The 17,697-nt window shown below is 40.9% G+C and carries 13 protein-coding genes; 8 read left to right on the top strand and 5 right to left on the bottom strand.

Annotated elements, in window-relative coordinates:
- From AB4298_RS20150 to AB4298_RS20140, 3 genes are all read right to left on the bottom strand, one after another.
- Window positions 1–262, bottom strand: a 262-nt coding sequence (locus AB4298_RS20150; RefSeq protein WP_371988140.1) for a hypothetical protein, incomplete at its 3' end; no start/stop codon positions are given.
- Between the two features lie 99 nt (window positions 263–361).
- Entirely contained in the window at window positions 362–4,639 is a 4,278-nt protein-coding gene (locus AB4298_RS20145; RefSeq protein WP_371988139.1) for an EAL domain-containing protein, read from the bottom strand.
- Between the two features lie 304 nt (window positions 4,640–4,943).
- Window positions 4,944–7,733: an insulinase family protein gene (locus tag AB4298_RS20140; protein WP_371988137.1), complete on the bottom strand. Its 2,790-nt coding sequence runs from the start codon at window positions 7,731–7,733 to the stop codon at window positions 4,944–4,946.
- Between the two features lie 350 nt (window positions 7,734–8,083).
- Here AB4298_RS20140 and sixA point away from each other — a divergent pair, with 350 nt between their 5' ends.
- Window positions 8,084–8,554 carry a phosphohistidine phosphatase SixA gene (sixA, locus tag AB4298_RS20135; RefSeq protein WP_249000195.1) on the top strand — a complete coding sequence of 157 codons (471 nt, stop codon included), beginning with the start codon at window positions 8,084–8,086 and terminating at the stop codon, window positions 8,552–8,554.
- A 132-nt stretch (window positions 8,555–8,686) separates the two neighbouring features.
- On the opposite strand, the gene smrB is transcribed toward sixA, so the two are convergent.
- Entirely contained in the window at window positions 8,687–9,217 is a 531-nt protein-coding gene (gene smrB, locus AB4298_RS20130; protein WP_220782925.1) for an endonuclease SmrB, read from the bottom strand.
- A gap of 79 nt (window positions 9,218–9,296) precedes the next feature.
- Between smrB and prmB the strand changes: the two genes are divergently transcribed.
- The 7 genes from prmB (at window position 9,297) to AB4298_RS20095 (ending at window position 15,733) form a co-directional block, all read left to right on the top strand.
- Window positions 9,297–10,241 carry a 50S ribosomal protein L3 N(5)-glutamine methyltransferase gene (gene prmB / locus AB4298_RS20125; RefSeq protein WP_220782924.1) on the top strand — a complete coding sequence of 315 codons (945 nt, stop codon included), beginning with the start codon at window positions 9,297–9,299 and terminating at the stop codon, window positions 10,239–10,241.
- Between the two features lie 166 nt (window positions 10,242–10,407).
- Window positions 10,408–11,502 carry a chorismate synthase gene (gene aroC / locus AB4298_RS20120; RefSeq protein ID WP_220782923.1) on the top strand — a complete coding sequence of 365 codons (1,095 nt, stop codon included), beginning with the start codon at window positions 10,408–10,410 and terminating at the stop codon, window positions 11,500–11,502.
- On the top strand, window positions 11,502–12,680 hold the full coding sequence (locus AB4298_RS20115; RefSeq protein ID WP_371988136.1) for an MFS transporter: 1,179 nt from the start codon (window positions 11,502–11,504) through the stop codon (window positions 12,678–12,680). The genes aroC and AB4298_RS20115 overlap by 1 nt, the downstream gene beginning before the upstream one ends.
- Window positions 12,681–12,726: 46 nt before the next feature.
- Window positions 12,727–13,848 (top strand): ATP-NAD kinase family protein, encoded by a 1,122-nt coding sequence (locus AB4298_RS20110; protein ID WP_371988135.1) that lies wholly within the window; start codon window positions 12,727–12,729, stop codon window positions 13,846–13,848.
- Window positions 13,849–13,950: 102 nt separating this feature from the next.
- Complete coding sequence (locus AB4298_RS20105; RefSeq protein ID WP_371988133.1) at window positions 13,951–14,220, top strand: YfcL family protein; 270 nt, start codon at window positions 13,951–13,953, stop codon at window positions 14,218–14,220.
- Between the two features lie 40 nt (window positions 14,221–14,260).
- Window positions 14,261–14,785, top strand: coding sequence for an RNA methyltransferase (locus tag AB4298_RS20100; protein ID WP_249000190.1), 525 nt, complete (start codon window positions 14,261–14,263; stop codon window positions 14,783–14,785).
- 249 nt (window positions 14,786–15,034) lie between these two features.
- Window positions 15,035–15,733: a DUF3313 family protein gene (locus AB4298_RS20095; RefSeq protein WP_249000189.1), complete on the top strand. Its 699-nt coding sequence runs from the start codon at window positions 15,035–15,037 to the stop codon at window positions 15,731–15,733.
- 77 nt (window positions 15,734–15,810) lie between these two features.
- Here AB4298_RS20095 and mnmC1 read toward each other — a convergent pair whose 3' ends face one another.
- On the bottom strand, window positions 15,811–17,697 hold the full coding sequence (gene mnmC1, locus AB4298_RS20090) for an FAD-dependent 5-carboxymethylaminomethyl-2-thiouridine(34) oxidoreductase MnmC1 (RefSeq protein ID WP_371988132.1): 1,887 nt from the start codon (window positions 17,695–17,697) through the stop codon (window positions 15,811–15,813).

Here is a 17,697-nt window from a genome sequence, read left to right as displayed (position 1 = left end):
TGTTTGGAATGCCTGCAGTGTACTTAATGTTTGGAATGCCTGCAGTGTACTTAATGTTTGGAATGCCTGCAGTGTACTTAATGTTTGGAATGCCTGCAGTGTACTTTATATTTGGAATACCTACATAAAGGCTTTCGCTTATACCTTCATAGATCTTAGAGCTTTTAAAATTTAAATTTTCTAAAGTGTGTTGTGATGCTATAGCAGAAAATGATCCTAGTAATACCGTAGATGTAACTAATCCTTTAATTATCTTTTTCATTTTGTACCTTCTCATAGAGTATTAAATATAAAGTTATATTTTTGACTTAATGAAAAGGTAATTGCAGATGTTGTGCCAAGGTTGATTTTTTGTTCTAAATTAGTTTGTTTTAACGCTTTTTGGTGGAAGCTGTTGGTTATTCGCGTCAAGACGTAATAACTTGGTAAATTCTATTTCGGTAACCGCTTTACTATATATATAGCCTTGGATCTCTTCACACTTTAATGCACGTAATATATTAAGTTGCGAAGGTTCTTCTACACCTTCACCGACGACTGAAAGCCCCATGTTATGGGCGATAGTGATGATTGAATCAACCATTTTTAAATCACGATCTGATTTGTCTATATCATCTACAAAAGCTTTATCTATTTTCAATGTATGAATTGGAAAACGCTTTAAATATGATAATGAAGAGTAACCAGTACCAAAATCATCAAGTGCTAGACTTACTCCCATCTTAGACAGTTGCTGCATGACTTTAATCGCTTTTTCAGGCTCTTTAATAACGGTGCCTTCTGTAATTTCAAGTTCTAGATTAGCTGCAGGTAATTGAGTAAGACGTAAAATTGACTCAATTCTTAACTGTAAATCAGGTAATGCGAATTGCTTCGACGATAAATTGACGGCAACGCGTCCACTAAATAAGCCTTGGCTGCGCCATTTCTGCGCTGCAAAACAGGCTTTTTTAAGTACAACATCTCCAATTTCTACGATTAACCCATTCTCTTCTGCTAAAGGGATAAATTTTGTCGGTGGAATAAGTCCGTGTTCGGGATGGTTTAAACGCACTAAAGCTTCCATTCCTGCCATTTGGCCAGTTTTGAGATCTATTTTCGGCTGGTAGTACACTTCAAATAAGTCATCCTTGAGTCCTTCCCTTATAAGGTTTTCGACTTCTAGTTGTCTTATTGCGTTTTTATTAAGTGATTCTGAATAAAATTGATATCGATTACCGCCAGCAGATTTTGCATGATACATAGCGATATCAGCTTTTCTTAATAATGCCTGTTCGTTTTGATCATCTTCAGGGTAGAGCACTATGCCTATACTTAGACCCACAACGACTCTTTCACTTACAAGGTCAAAGGGCGTCTCAAATGCATGGATAACATTTTTAGCAAGGACGGCACTAGAGCCTATATCTGGGTTTTTATCAACTAAAATTGCGAACTCATCTCCCCCTAGACGGTAAATGCTCGTATGGCTAGGTACTGCTGCTTGTATTCGTTCAGAGACCTGTATAAGAAGATCATCACCCACTTGGTGGCCTAAAGAATCATTAATTTTCTTAAAGTTATCTAAATCTAACACCATAAGGGTATGGTGAGAGTCTCTTTTTACTAGGTTGCCTAGGGTAACCATTAGATTTGAACGATTTGGCAGATTGGTCAATAAGTCGTTGTTGGTCAGTTTTCTCAATTCTTCTTCTTGTTGCTTACGACGACTAACATCAGAAAACACACCAACATAATGAGAAAGTTCGCCCTGTTCGTCATAAATAGCATCAATAGAAAGTTCCATTAAAAAGCTACTACCATTACCCTTCACCGATTCAACTTCGTTATTCCAACGGCCTTGTTGCTTTAAGATCGTGCGAATTTGTTCTGAATAGCTATCTGGATAGAGGTCAAAGTTAAATAGTTGACCGACAAAATCTTGCTTAGTGAGCATGCTTAAATCACAGCAAGCCTTATTTACTTCCACAAATGTAAACTGGTTATCGAGAATGAACATACCTTCAGAGATATTTTGAATAGCACGTTCAAATAGTTTTAGCTGTTCTTCAGCTTGTTTAAAATTGGTGATGTTTTTAATGGTACCAGTCATTCGAAGTGCACTATCATTTTCATCACGCTCAACAATCTTGGCTCTATCTAAAATCCACACCCAATCATTTGACTTTCCTTTTACGCGGTAAGCAGCTTCAAAGTGATCAGTTTCACCATAAAAGTGCTTGTTAAGGGCTTCTCTAACTCTATCTTGATCCATTGGATGGATATTGCTTTCACCGCTTTCAGTTCCTGAGCGTTGACCGTCTTGGGGAAACTCAAGAGAGCCCCAAATATTCGAACGATAGATTTGTCCTGTTTCGATATCCCAATCCCACATTTCATCGCCGCTGCCCCAAAGAGATAGTTTTAAACGTTCTTCACTCTTTGCGATCTGTTTTTGAATTTCTCGACGGCGCAATATTATTTTTATAATGAGTATTGAGGCTAATAGTGCACATAGAAAATAAATAGATTTAGCTGAATTAGATAGCCACCATGGAGGAGTGATTTCGATCGCTAACTCTTTGGTTTTTCCCTTGTTACCGTTTATAGGGTCAATAGCATAGATCAAAAACTTGTATTTACCCGGTGATAAATTGGTATAAGTCGCGGAATTCGTTCCTTTTGAATGAATAAAAGATTCTGAAAGCCCTTGCATTTTATAAACATAGTCTATGTTGGCGTATGGAGTGCCTGGACTATTGAATGAAATTGTAAATGGATAGTCGGAGTATTTTAACTTGATAGAACTTGTTTGTGAGAACTGATCTCTTAGGACATTTCCACCTGGTTGCTCGGGTATATTAAATATTAATAGTTCTTTTAAATTTACTAATGGAGGAATTATTTTTGATATATATTTTTTTAGTGTTTCCGATGGGATTATACTTATTCCAGATACTCCACCTATGAGAGTGATATCTTTATCGCTATAGATTGCGTTAGCATTGTATTCTAATTGTGTACCTAGTTCCTTGTTTAGTGTGATGACCTTATTGGTACTTTTGTTTATTAAAGTTATTTCATTGATTGAAGATGATGTTACGTAGGCACCTTCAGACGCTATCGAGAATATGGGCTTGTTATTGGAGTGAACAGTGTTAATTTCTGAAGTTGTTAGGTTGTACCGCTTTAAGCTTGTTCCTGTTCCAAAGTAAAGGCTGGAGTTTGAAATAGACAAGCTAATAACGAACTGTTCTGTATAAATGGGGGTTACACTATCATTTTCTACTTTAAATATCCCTCCTTGTGAAGCTATAAAAGTTCTATTGTTATAGGCAATGATATCAAAAATAGGGTTGCCTTTATCAATAACTTGCCTTTTTAATAAACCAGTTGGTATGTTATAAATTATAAGCTCACCATCAGATGAACCCGCTAAAATAGTTTTTTTATCATTACTTAACTTTAAAGCGAAAAATGACTCGTTGACAATTGTTTTAATTTTACTTGTTGTAATGTCAATTGAATGTAAACCTTTTGCGCTCGCTACATAAAGAGTGTTGTTCTTCAGTACAATAGACTTAGGCCCTTTTATACCAGTATAAAAGGACTTAGTAATCTCAAATTGCGTGTTATATATATTTATGTCTTCACTATCAAAGCTAACGATGAAAGAATTTGGATCTTTTTTTATTATAGACCATACATTTCCTTTATGACTTAATGTTGATTTTATCAAGTTATTACTATCTGAAATGATAATCAGTCCTTTGTTTTGATCTGATATAAATGTTTTTGTGAGCCCTCGATAAATTGTCGGTGTTTTAAATGGCTGACTTGAAATATCAAGTTTACCAATTACTTTAGGTTTGGTTAAATCGTTCAAGTTGAAAATGGTTTTATTTTGCAAACCTAATGTGTGATGTTGGTTCATAGTTACACTCACATAGTCCTGTGTATTTACTGGAACTATTATAGGTAGTGCCTGGAAAACGCCATCATCTCTAAATAAAATCAATTTGTTGTTTTTGGACGTTATTTGGTTTACATCTTTTGCAATAATATTTTCTGGATTAGATACTTTTATTACATTGCCATCATAGCTTCTTATGAAAATCTCATTTTTAATTGATAAAGCTTGTTTTACACCATTGAAATTACCTTTGTAAGAGTTTACAAGCTTAAGTTCAAACGGTTCTAATTCTTCTTGTGTTATATAAACGGAGTTATTAGTTCCGATTAAAATACTATTATCGTTTTTGGAAATAGACCATACAGCTTGCTCATTAATAAACTCGTTAGACTCTAATTTTACAACTCTGTCTTTATATTTGTCATAAACCGCAAGTCCTTTGTCTGTACCTATGTACATCGTGCCACTGTCACTAATAAACAGGCTACGAATAAAGGCACTGGGTAGCTCATTTTCAGGAGAAGGAAAATAATGGCGGAATTCTTTACCATCATATCTATTCAGGCCATTGACAGTACCGATCCACACGTAACCGTCTGCATCTTCAACGATCGAGGTTACATTACTCTGCGATAAACCATCTGGTACGCCTAGAGAAGTCGAATTTAGCGTGAGCGCTATCGCTGGCTTGAGCCAAAGCAGGCTAATAAGTAATAAAATCGTAGTGTTTAAAATAATTTTAGGCATATGTTTTTGTTTAATTATCAGCCAGTTTAAGGAATAAATTATTTGTTACTCACACTTTTTCAGAAAGTGGCTGTATTGTCAAAAAAATGCGGCTTAAATGTAGTTGATAATCATTGCTAACTTAAGTTTTGAGATGTGAGTTAAGCTGTAAGATAGCTATTAAGTAGCTAGATTATAGTTGAACTGGTTTGAAATTTAGCCAGTTCAACTATTTTCACTGGTTTTATCTGAAGTTAGTTTTAGTTGCTATAACGATAGTCATTTATTTGTTTTATGAACTTTACCGCCAATCGCGATAGCTTTATTAATAATCAAACTGCGGAGCACCTTGCTTAAAGGCCCGTAAGTCAGTAATCATTTTGTCTGACTCTAGCGGTGTTTGATCATGGTGGGCGTCACCTGTACTAAACAAGACTAAACGGTCGCAATGTTTAGTTCGCATCTTTTGCATAATGAACTTGATTAAATCTGCGCGTGTTAACAGCTTTATTTGCTCAGCTACGAGTTCGCGTTGATTAAAACTATAGTCTTTGTTGCCAATGCTAGACCAGTAGCGTTGGCTGCGAACTTTTAAGCTGGAATCTTGCACTAATACTTGATTGACTAATCCATGTTTAGTGGCTTCCCATTGTTCGTTGGTGATCTGTAATACTGCGTAGGCAAAGTCAGCAATAAACTCATCGATAGCTTCAAGCAGTAGCTGTGGTCCACTGGTTGGCGATTGAATATAGAAAATAATTCCCGGGTAACGGTTCAAAGGAAGATAGCCTGTACCCACCATATAACCTAATTGACGCTGAGTGCGTAACTCATGAAAAAAGGTTGAAGACATAGTGTGGTTTAACAGGCTAAACAGCGCCATGGTTTCAGGCGTTGTTACATCTGATTGGTAATACACGATAATACTGCTATCAGGATGTGACACTGGTATTTCACGTAATAAGCTGCCTTTATTTGAAAGGTCAATGAGTTCACGCGATGACTCTTGGCTAGGTGTTGTGACTAGCGATAAAATGCGTTCAAGTCGATCGCCTAATACCTTAGTTTCACTTTCTAACCAATCACCATATACCAAGCCTTCAAGATGAATTTTCTCGTAAAAACTTTTAACGTGAACATGCAAGTCATCAAGAGTAATTTCTTCGAGTATTTCAGCCATTCTCGCAGGCTCAAAGCTGCGCTTTTGCAAGGTTACAGTGAGGCTGGTGAACAATTGCGAAATAGGTTTTGCTTGTGAGTGATTGTACCAGGCTCGAAGTATTTGGCGCTTGATTAAGTCAAAGCGACTTTGGGTAAAGTTGCGTTCACGGGCTTTAGAGATTACTAACTCCAATAGGGTTTCCTGCTTGCCGGTAAATCCGGTTAAATGCAGAGTAATACCACCTTGGTGCGGATAAATATTATAACTGAGGCCTGCAACCTCAGCCTGATAGGTGCACTCGGTTAAATAGTCGAGTAGCATTTCTACATATAAGCGGGTAAGGGCTGCATGCCTTGGTGATGCGGCAGCCTGCGCTGAATCAAGCGATAAGTATAAGTGGCCTTTAGGCACGTTAAACTCATCGTCTTTTCGGTGCCAAATACGGTAACCGGCTTTTTGGGCGACGACGGTAGGCACTGGATGCTTACTTTTATCGGTTCGTGCTATGCATTCATTAATGATAAAGGGGTTTTTATCAGGTAAGCAAAGCGCTTGACGGATAGGACTTTTGCCCCAGCGAATGAGGTCTTGTTTATCTATCGGTTTTATTTGGTATGGGGAGTGATACCAAGCCGCTTTTTTATTGGTATCAAGTTCTGATGCTATTAACTGGATACGCATGTTTTCCGGTGTCATCAAAGATAACAGCTGCTGGGTTTCTTCAAAGTTGAGGCCGTCCATACGGAAATCACCGTAAATCACATCTTCAACATCATAATGATGCATATTAATGCTTAAATGACTAGCTAAATCTAACGCGTTAACTTGCTCTTGGTATTGAAAAGCGACTTGTAATAAGGCTGCTCGCTCATTATAGCGCCAAGGCTGTAATCCTTGGGTTTTGATAAGTTCAATATACTCAAAAGTGGCGCTAATCACCTCATCTAACCGGGCAAGACCTCGGTCTGTTAACTGAATACTAATGTTGTAGTCTTTGAAGTTATAGCCATTAACCCCACCGCCAGCGGAAAGGTTGTTCGCTAGGCCTGATTCTTTCAAATAAGAAAGTAGGCTGCCTTTACCTTCATAGCCAAGTAAGTGACTAATAAATGTAAGCGGCTTATGTTTATAAAAACGCTCAAGTTCCGGTAAAGCAAAGGTAATCGCAACCCGTTTTTGTTCTTTTAACGGGATAATATTAATTTGCGCTTGCAGCTGCTCTGCTAAATAAAGCGCAACATCTGGGTATTTGTCATTGCGCACATGGTCGCTAATACCTCCAAAATATTGCTTAGCTAACGTTTCGAGCTCATCTAGACTTTTGGGCGCGACTAAGCATAAAGTCATGATGTTGGCGCTGTATTTTTGTTGGTAAAAGTCCAATAACTCTTCACGTAGAGCAGACTCTTCACCGGCTAACGTCTTTAGGTTACCCACTGAGAATTTTGAAAAAGGATGTGCGGGATTGACCGTTTCCTTTTGTACTTGATACACACGCCGTACATCATCTTTTAGCTTCATACTAAATTCTGATTCAATTGCGTGGCGCTCGCGATCGACTAAATCTATGTTAAATAGCGGCGCAATAAAAAATTGGCTAAACCTGTCTAATGACGCTTCAAATTGCTCGGCGTTTATGCTGTAGAAAAAGTTAGTATGCTCTGTACCGGTCCAAGCGTTGTTGGTGCCACCATGCTGATTGATAAAGGCTGAGTATTCACCTGATTCTGGATACTTTTCTGTGCCAAGAAACAACATATGCTCAAGAAAATGTGCCATGCCAGGACGTTCAGCAGGATCGTCAAAATGACCAACGGTTACTGCCATCGATGCTGCAGACTGTGTTGCTTGTTGATCTTCAACCAGAAGTACTGATAAGCCATTTTTAAGCGTCAAATGGCGATAGTGACGATGATCATTAGGACTGGTTTTGATCTGTTTAGCTTCTGACAAGGCGTGGCTCCGATATCGTGAACAGGCAAACCATGAGTGGGCTGTTCTATGCCTAGATTAAGGTCTAACCTAAATGGTAACTGTTGTTGTAAAAATAATGAGTTAGACAGATTAACTTAACTTGCCATTATTTCGATTTATCTTCAAACACAACCGTTACAAACACTTAAATTAAATCAATTTTGGTTAAATAAGGTGCAATTTTTGTTTACGGCTCAACTCGCTACAAGATCACATTTTAGCTGCTGGCTCTGTATTCGACTAATTAATAACTAAATAACGGTATGTTGCAGTAGTGATTCAGACTACAATTAATCAATAACTATAAAAATTGGGAGTAGCAAAGCAGTATGCAGCTATTTTTAATGCGCCATGGCGAAGCGGGCTACAATGCTCATTCAGACAGAGAGCGTAAGCTTACCGATATGGGGCGCCATCACACCGCACTGATGAGTAACTGGTTAGGGCAAACCGTAACTGAATTTGACCTCGTATTGGTTAGCCCATACTTACGCGCGCAGCAAAGCTGGCAAGAGGTGAGTAAACATTTCCCTGAGCCTCACAAGTGGATTACTTTAGATGAGTTAGTGCCTTCTGGAGATCCCGAGCAGGTTGCTCATCTAGTACTTGCCTATGCTGAACAATATCAGGCTAACAATGTATTGGTTTTAGCACATATGCCTTTATTAGGGTATTTGGTTAGTGAACTAGTTGCAGGTGTAGAACCACCACTTTTTGCTACATCAGGCGTGACATTCATTGAACGGGTAGCTGACAAAAACAGTCTTATTTGGCAACATGCACCGCACTCGATAAGTTAGTGGTTACTGTACTGGACAGTGCCGGCTTGCCGGTATTTATTGATATGAGTAAAAGTGAGTCAATCTAATCGATAGGTGACTCACTTTTTTATTGGTTGATTTTTATTGTAGGGCGTATAACGAGTTTGAGTATTAGCGACGATAAGGCTGATCGCCAATATCAATCAGTACCAATAAGGCTGCGTCACCACCCCATTCTTTGGTTGCTTGATGAAACGCTTTTACGTGTGGGTGTTGAGCTAACCACATTGGGATATTTTGTTTTAATATGCCGGTGCCGTGGCCATGCATTACGCAACAACAATGACTTTGCTGCTTAATACAGGCTTGGATCAGTGCTGCCAGTTCGAGCTTGGCTTCGGTTTGACGCATACCGTGCATATCTAACAAAAGATCAGGCACATAGTCGCCACGACGAAGTCGTTTCACATCATAGCTATCCACATCGTCTCTAACCCATTTCATTGGGCCATCTACAGGTAATAACGGCTGATAAGTGTCCGAGAAATAGCTGTCAGCATGCAGTTGCTGTTCTTTCTCTTCAATGATTTTGCGGTCTTTAGGTGCCGCGATAAAATGACGCTTATTTTGTTGTAAAGGGGTGATACCTTTAGTCAACTCTGCAAAAAGGGCCAGTTCATCATTATCTTTGCTTTTATTCATGCTTCTATTTTATTGAATCCGATGCCTTATGAATAGACTTCAGTTACAATGATTCGGAATTAAAAAGTTGGAGTGAATTTTGGATAAGATTTTTGTTGATGAAGCGGTTACAGAATTACGCACTATTGGCGATATGCTACGTTGGGGTGTCAGTCGTTTTAATGATGCAAATATTTACTATGGCCATGGTACAGACAACGCATGGGACGAAGCCGTCGCGTTAGTATTTCATGCATTGCACCTACCAGAAGAAATTGGTCAGCAAGTTATTCACTCTAATCTAACTATTAGTGAAAAACATAAGATTGTTGAGCTGATTATTCGCCGTGTAAGAGAGCGTTTACCGGTTCCATATCTAACAAACCAAGCGCGCTTTGCCGGCTTAGATTTTTATGTGGATGAACGTGTGTTAGTGCCGCGTTCACCGATTGCAGAGCTAATTGCCAATCGTTTCAGCCCTTGGTTATATAACAAGCCAGTAAACCGCGTATTGGATTTATGTACCGGTAGCGCATGTATCGCGATTGCTTGTGCCTATGAATTTGAAGATGCAGAAGTCGACGCGCTAGACATTAGCGTTGATGCTCTTGAAGTGGCGCAAATTAACATTGAAACGCTTGAGGTAATGGATAGAGTATTCCCAATGGAATCTGATCTGTTCTCGGCGATCCCTAAAGGGCCACACTACGATCTAATCGTATCTAACCCACCTTATGTTGATGCTGAAGATATCGGCGACATGCCAGATGAATATCATCATGAGCCAGCAATTGGTTTAGCATCAGGTCGTGATGGATTAGATCTGACTAAACGCATTCTTGCTAATGCGGCTGATTACCTAACTGAAGATGGTCTATTAGTGGTTGAAGTGGGTAATTCAATGGTGCACTTAAGTGAACAGTTCCCTGATGTTCCGTTTACATGGGTTAACTTCGAAAATGGCGGTGACGGCGTGTTTGTATTAACCCGTGATCAGCTAGTTGAAAATGAATCACTTTTCGCCATCTATAAAGATAGTGAATAATAGTGTTTAGCCGCGGCTTAGGCTGCGGCTTATCACCAAGTAGCTTTATGCTATGTGGGGATATACCAATCTGTACTCCTACAACAAGGTTGGTAATTGATGAGGAATTTACCGGCAAACCGGGTAAATGATAATTAGAATAATGCGATAGAGGGCGATAAAACGAATGTCGGGAAACAGTATTGGTCAGAATTTCGTAGTTACAACATTCGGTGAAAGCCACGGCGTCGCAATTGGCTGTATTATTGATGGTTGCCCTCCAGGTGTTGAGTTGACTGAAGCGGATATGCAGCACGACTTAGATAGACGCCGTCCAGGTACCTCTCGTTATACGACTGCTCGCCGCGAGCCAGATGAAGTGCGTATTCTTTCTGGCGTTTTCGAAGGTCAAACAACCGGTACATCAATTGGCTTATTAATTGAAAATACCGATCAGCGCAGCAAAGATTACTCAAATATTAAAGACTTGTTCCGCCCGGGACATGCCGATTACACCTATCAGCAAAAATATGGTCAGCGTGATTATCGCGGTGGCGGCCGTTCATCTGCTCGTGAGACTGCAATGCGAGTGGCAGCTGGTGCAGTGGCTAAAAAATACCTTAAGCAAGTTCATGGCGTCGAAATTCACGCTTACTTATCGCAGCTCGGACCTATTTCGGCTGAAACCGTTGATTTTGAGCAAATTGAACAAAATGCCTTTTTCTTCCCTGACGCATCAAAACTCGATTCATTAGACGAGTATATGCGTGAGCTTAAAAAGAGCGGCGACTCAATCGGCGCTAAAGTCTCAGTTGTGGCAACGGGTGTACCTGTTGGCCTAGGCGAGCCAGTATTTGACAGGCTTGATGCTGATATTGCCCATGCTCTGATGGGAATTAATGCGGTTAAAGGTGTTGAAATTGGTGATGGCTTTGAAGTCGTTAACCAAAAAGGTTCAGAGCACCGCGATTTGATGTCGCCAGAAGGCTTTGCTTCTAACCATGCAGGCGGTATTTTAGGCGGCATTTCATCGGGTCAACCGATTGTTGCCCATATTGCGATGAAGCCAACTTCAAGCATCAGTGTGCCTGGCGAAAGTATGACCGCTCAAGGTGAAACCGCTGAAGTGGTCACTAAAGGTCGTCACGATCCATGTGTTGGTATTCGTGCAGTACCCATTGCTGAAGCTATGTTGGCAATTGTATTGATGGATCATTTACTACGTCACCGTGCACAAAACATGGATGTCAACAGCAGTACGCCTATTATCGGAATGCGTTAATGTTTCAACCAAAAAGCACAGAGCAGCAACTTCGCTGGCTCTGTGCATGTTATTTCTTCTTCTTTTCTATTCTTGGCATCATGGTGCCTTATCTTGGCGTTTTTTTTGATAGCCGTGGTTTTGACGCTCAAGAAATTGGCTTTTTACTGGCAATTTTAATGGGCACACGGATCATTGCGCCAAACTTGTGGGCGATAGTCGCAGACAAAACCGGTATGCGCTCAGAACTTATCAAAATCGGTGCTGGCGCCGCAGCATTAAGTTATCTGACCTTTTTCTATGATGGCGGCTTGGCCTATTTAGCCATTAGCCTTGCAGTATATACCTTCTTTTGGAATGCGATTCTCGCTCAACTTGAAGTCATTACTCTGGAAACATTAGGCGACGATGCCAATCGTTACGGCACTATTCGCAGCTGGGGCAGTGTTGGTTATATCGTGCTGGTGGTCAGTGGCGGTTTTGCTATTAGTCATTGGGGACCGCAAATTCTGCCTTATATTGGTATGACACTGTTTATCGGTATGCTGATTAGCGCATTACCATTGCCTTCTAATCGAGCTATTGTTGACCGCAGTGTTAAGCGCAAACCGCTAGTATTTGATAGAGCGCTTATTTGGTTTTTAGTGTCAGCCATGTTGCTGCAAATGAGCGCCGGTCCTTTTTATGGTTTTTTTGTGCTGTACCTTAAACAAGCAGGCTACTCAGAGTCAGTTGCCGGTATTTTTGTTGCACTTGGCGTAGTTGCTGAAATTTTCATGTTTATGTACGCACCAAAGCTGCTAGGTCGATTTGGTGTGCAGCTACTGCTTATTATCAGTATTGGCTTGACCGCTGTGCGCTGGTTATTACTTGCCTACGGTGTGGAAAACATCATTTACCTGAGTATTAGCCAGTTGCTACACGCATTTACCTTTGGCTTAACTCATGCGGCCTCAATTCAATTTGTACATAAACACTTTGACATTAGCCGCCGTAGCCAAGGCCAAGCACTTTACGCTAGTTTAAGTTTTGGTGTGGGTGGTGCGCTTGGTACCTGGCTATGTGGCATTATTTGGGGCGATGGCAGTGGCGCGGTATCAACGTGGATTTTCGCTGCAGGCTGCGCATTTTTATCCATGCTAGCCGTGTTTTTAATTCCGAAAGAGCACCGACCAGAACAGCTTGAAACAGCAAGATAGCTTAATCCAATAATAACTAGAAAATGTCAAAAATGGAGTATTGATAGTGAGCAAATTTCGACTGGGGTTAATCATCAACCCGCTCGCAGGCCTTGGTGGTAGTGTAGCCCTTAAAGGCAGTGATGGCGTTGCATCTGAAGCTATCGCAAAAGGGGCTGAACCTAAGTCACACCTGAGAATGCAGCAGGCGCTTGCGGTTATTGCTCCTTATAAGAGTCGTATTGAAATCATTACTGCATCAGGCGACATGGGAGAAACCTTAGCCAAATCAATGGGCTTTACCACGAGAGTAGTTTATCAAGCGCCAGAAACAACCGCAGCGCAAGATACGCAAAAGGTGGTGAGCGAGCTTCTTAATGAAACCTTAGATTTGTTATTATTTGCAGGTGGCGATGGCACGGCGCGAGACGTGTACGCTATTGCCGATGACAAATTGCCTGTTTTAGGTGTGCCAGCGGGGGTGAAAATTCATTCTGGTGTATACGGTATTACCCCTCACGCGTCAGGCATGGTAGTCAAAATGCTGCTTGATGGCGATTTGGTTAGCCTAATGAGCGCAGATGTGATGGATATTGATGAAGTCGCCTTTAGAACTGGAGTGGTTCGAGCACGGCGTTTTGGTGAAATGCTGGTGCCAGCAGAGCCTAGATATGTACAGGCAGTAAAAATGGGCGGTAAAGAAAGCGATGAGTTAGTACTTGCAGATCTTGCCGCTGAAGCTATTGAGCTGATGGAAGACAATCTTTGCATTATGGGCTCTGGTAGCACGGTTGCTGCAGTAATGGGAGAACTTGCACTTGAAAACACACTTTTGGGTGTTGATCTTATTCAAGGTGAAACCCTCGTCGCCAGTGACTTATCGGCGAATGAGCTATTGCAGCTAACTGAAAATAAACCATTAAAGTTATTTATTACTCTTATCGGTGGTCAGGGGCATATATTGGGTCGCGGTAATCAGCAACTCAGCCCCGAGCTGATTAGACGCGTTGGCAAAGATAATATTGTTATCTTAGCGACAAAAACAAAGCTAAAAGCACTTGAAGGGAGACCATTAATTGTGGATAGTGGCGACCCTAAACTGGATATCGAACTAACGGGTTATTATAAAGTGGTCACGGGATACCATGATTACGTGATGTATCAAGTGGCAAACCCAGATCTGGTATAACAGAATTTACCGTTTGGCGATAAATAAACAAAAACTAAATTGAATATTTTGGCGCGGTGTTAATATCTACATCGTGTTAATAATGAAAATGCGGAGCCCTCGATGATTGAGCAGTACGAGCAAACACTACAAGATTGGATTGAAAGCATTGTTGCCGAAGGTGACGATGATGCGTTATTTGCAAGTGGTTACTTACAAGGCCACTTCGCAGTGGTGTTGTCTCAGCTAGAAGTTGAAACCGAGCAAGATCTTGCTGCACTAGATGTAAAAATGTCTGAGTGTTTAGCATTAGCACGACAAGAGCTAGGTGATAGCGATTATACATTAGTGAGTGATGCTTGGACTCAACTAAGTGCAAAACTGGCAGCGTAAAGCAAGCCTGAATAGATAGAGTGAATGAGTTTACGCTTTTATGAGTAAGAGTAGTTTCGTAGGTATTGGTTTAGTCAATCCCAAAAGCCCGACTAATGTCGGTGGTATTATGCGTGCGGTAGGCTGTTACAGCGCTGACGCAGTGTTTTATACCGGTAAACGTTATGAGCTGGCCGCCACAAATGGCACGGCGCAATATAATACCGATACCAAACGCGCGAGTAGTTCTATTCCATTGACGAAAGTTGAGTCTTTGCTTGATGCGATTGATTCTGATGTCAAAGTGGTATGTGTGGACCTTGTTGAAGGTGCGATTCCTTTGCCGGAATTTAAACACCCAGAGAAAGCCATTTATATTTTTGGCCCAGAAGATGGCACCATTAGCCAGCAAGTGGTTAATAGCGCCGATGCTGTGGTTTATGTGCCTACTGTAGGCTGTATGAATTTGGCTGCCTCTGTTAACGTATTACTGTATGACCGTTTGGCTAAGTCTGCATCAATTGCTAGTGATGATCTTATTCGCACCAGCCGTGATACCAATAACAGAGTGCGAGTAAAGCGTTAAGTTCGGGTTGTTGTTCGAACACAGATTATAAAAGCCACTGATTAGTGGCTTTTTTTGTATTTCTTTTCTGAATTTTGTTAGCTGTAAAACAGTTGTTTGGCGTCGATGTTATTTTTGTACTCATTAGTCTTTATTTGACTCTTGCTAACTAAGTGTCATATTTAAAAGACTTAAGGGAAAAACGTGTTATTTGTTAACAAATTATCGTTCTGTGGTATTTATTAATGGATCTAAATAGGGACTTTATTGATGCAAAAAATCATTATATCAACAGCGCTTTCACTGAGTTTGTTTGGGTTGACGGCTTGTACTAGCGAGCCTGCAAGACTACAACAAGGGCCAGATGCTGAGGTAACTAAAGACGGCTTAGTTAAAGTTGAGCACTCAAAGCTAGGCCTATCTTATGCCAGACCAAATGTTGATTGGCGCAATTATACCAAGCTGTATTTTGAGCCTGTGCAAGTGACTAACGATCACCCTGATGGTTATAAGCCACCGCGCATTGATAAAAGAGCCGACGGTTTAAATGCCACTTATGAATTACCGCAAGAAGCCCTGGATAAAATGGCGGCACAATTTCAAATAACAGTTAAAGATGTGTTCAATAGTGAGCAGCCATTTGAGCTGGTAGATAAAGTAGGGCCAAATACATTAGTGATTCAGGCTGCTGTCACCGATATTCGTTTAAGCGCTCCTTTAGAGTCTAGCCGCCGTAGCTTCAATTCAATGGGAACCACTTATACCGAAAGTTCGGGCTCTATGATGCTATTAGCGGTCGTTAAAGATGGTGCAACGGGTGAGGTGCTCGCAAAAGCTGCAGATAGAGGGCAAGCCTTTGACCAGTGGCGTCAGAATACCCAAGTGTTTAATTGGGGGGATGTAAAAACGGTTTATCGCCGTTGGGCAAATGATTTTAAAAATGCATTGATGGAAGCGGGAGCGCAATAGTGCGGATGTAATTAGGTTTTATTCAATGCAGAAAGCGCCAAGAAGGCGCTTTTTCTTTTCTAATGTTTAGCGAACACTTAACTATCGCTACCAACTTCTAATGCCTTACCTTTTAATAGTTTACGTAGCCACATACGATTGGGGCTAAGTAGTGCAATAAAATCTAGACTAATAGGCAAGTCTTCCGCGCAAATTTGCGCGGCGAGGGCTTCAGCTGCCAATGGCCCAGAACTTAAGCCGCGAGAACCTAATCCCCCTAAAACATAAAGGTCTTTATGGGTTGGCGCTACAGTTGATTGCCAAAACTGACGGCTTGCAGGTGTTAGTTGATGAGTCTGGTAAAGCGCAAGTATCGCATCGATGTCTGGTGCTGGACCCATCATTGGCGCGTGATCGCGGGTCACCATCCGCACACCAACACGAGCGCTATGGCCCGAAATATCAATATCTTCAACCCAGTCTTGTTCAAGGTAGCTATGTTGAATCTTTTTCAAGTTTTCTACTTGCTCGGTCGGACAATAATTTAAGTGTTGAGCATTTTTAACGTAGCTTGCCCCCAGACAGTGGAGACTATTGTTGCTTGGGGTCATATAACCGTGTGCACAAAGCACTGTACTCAATTTTGATAATTTTGCTCGTGAGGGAGCGTGACTCACTTGACCTCTAAAGCCTGTCGCTTGCAAATACTGGGTCTGATTAAACTGGGTAATTGATTTACCGTTAGCCACAACGACGGCACTGAAAGGCCCATACACTTGTTCATCGCTAGTCAGGAACGAGCCATTGGCTTGATAGTCGATAGTATTAATTTTGGTATTTAGAGCCAAAGAAACATCAGCGAGCACTTTAGCTTGATTGAAAGCAGCTTGAGTAAAATCTTGCGGTGATACCCAGCCACCTAGCGGGTAGAAAATACCCTCATCATCTATTTTTACAGAGGCTATTTCAGACGCTTGTTTAGCTGTGATTTTGTCAGCAATTAACGAGTTCCAGCTGTGGCTGTCAATAATTTTTGCAACTCGCTTACGACTGCGTTCATCATGGCCTGTATGCACAACGCCACATAAATCAAAGTCGATTTTATGGCCGAGTGCTGCAAGGCTTTTAAGCCTTTGTAGGCTAAATAGATATGCTTGCTGGAAATACTGACTTAAATAGTTGTTATCCGGTGTTAATAGCGGGTAAATAGCACCTTGCTTGTTACCGGATGCTGCTTGTGCTAATGCTGAGTCTTCGCAGAACAGGCTCACTTTCTGGCCGCGTTCTGCTAATGAAAGCGCTAAGCTGGCACTGGCAATTCCGCCGCCAATAATAGCAATATTTTGCGATTTAGCGCTAGCTGCAACAATTGGGAAGGGCGCTTGTTTTATTTTTAGCTGGCTACGCAGCGCCGCTCTCTCTTGAAAAGCAATATCATCATTTTTTAGCTTATTTGGCTGAAAAAGACCACTTTGCTGGGCAAGCTGCTCAATTTTAAGCTTGTCACTGCCGGTAATCGTTTGGCTTAGATAAACTTGAGTTCGGTCGTGACTGATTTTACCCATTTGCCACAAAAGTTCATCGTTGAACAAGTTGAGATTAATATCCCCAGCAACGATCCAGCCATCAATAAAGCTGTCATTTACCATTGGGATCTTTTGTAACAGCTCAATAATCGGGCCGAGATAAAAATCAATAATAACTTGGCCGTTATTTAATATTCGACGTTGGCAACCTTCGATAGCAACCAGAGGTAAAAGTGCTTCTTCTCCTGCAATCTGTTCAAGTCTTTTATTATTAATCAGATTGATTAATACCGAATCGATAGGACTAAAAACCTTTACTGTTACTTTATGATGTCTAATCTTTTGGCTTGTTAGCAGGTATTCGAGCGTGTCTAGAGAGTCTAAACCAAGCTGACCGATAACCACTTGAGTGGTTGATTTTGTATCAATAATTTGCTGAACACTTTTACTTACTGTCAT

The organism is Shewanella sp. 10N.261.52.F9, from assembly GCF_041471165.1.
Taxonomy (GTDB): domain Bacteria; phylum Pseudomonadota; class Gammaproteobacteria; order Enterobacterales; family Shewanellaceae; genus Shewanella; species Shewanella marinintestina.
This window is presented reverse-complemented; position numbering and strand designations above follow the sequence as displayed.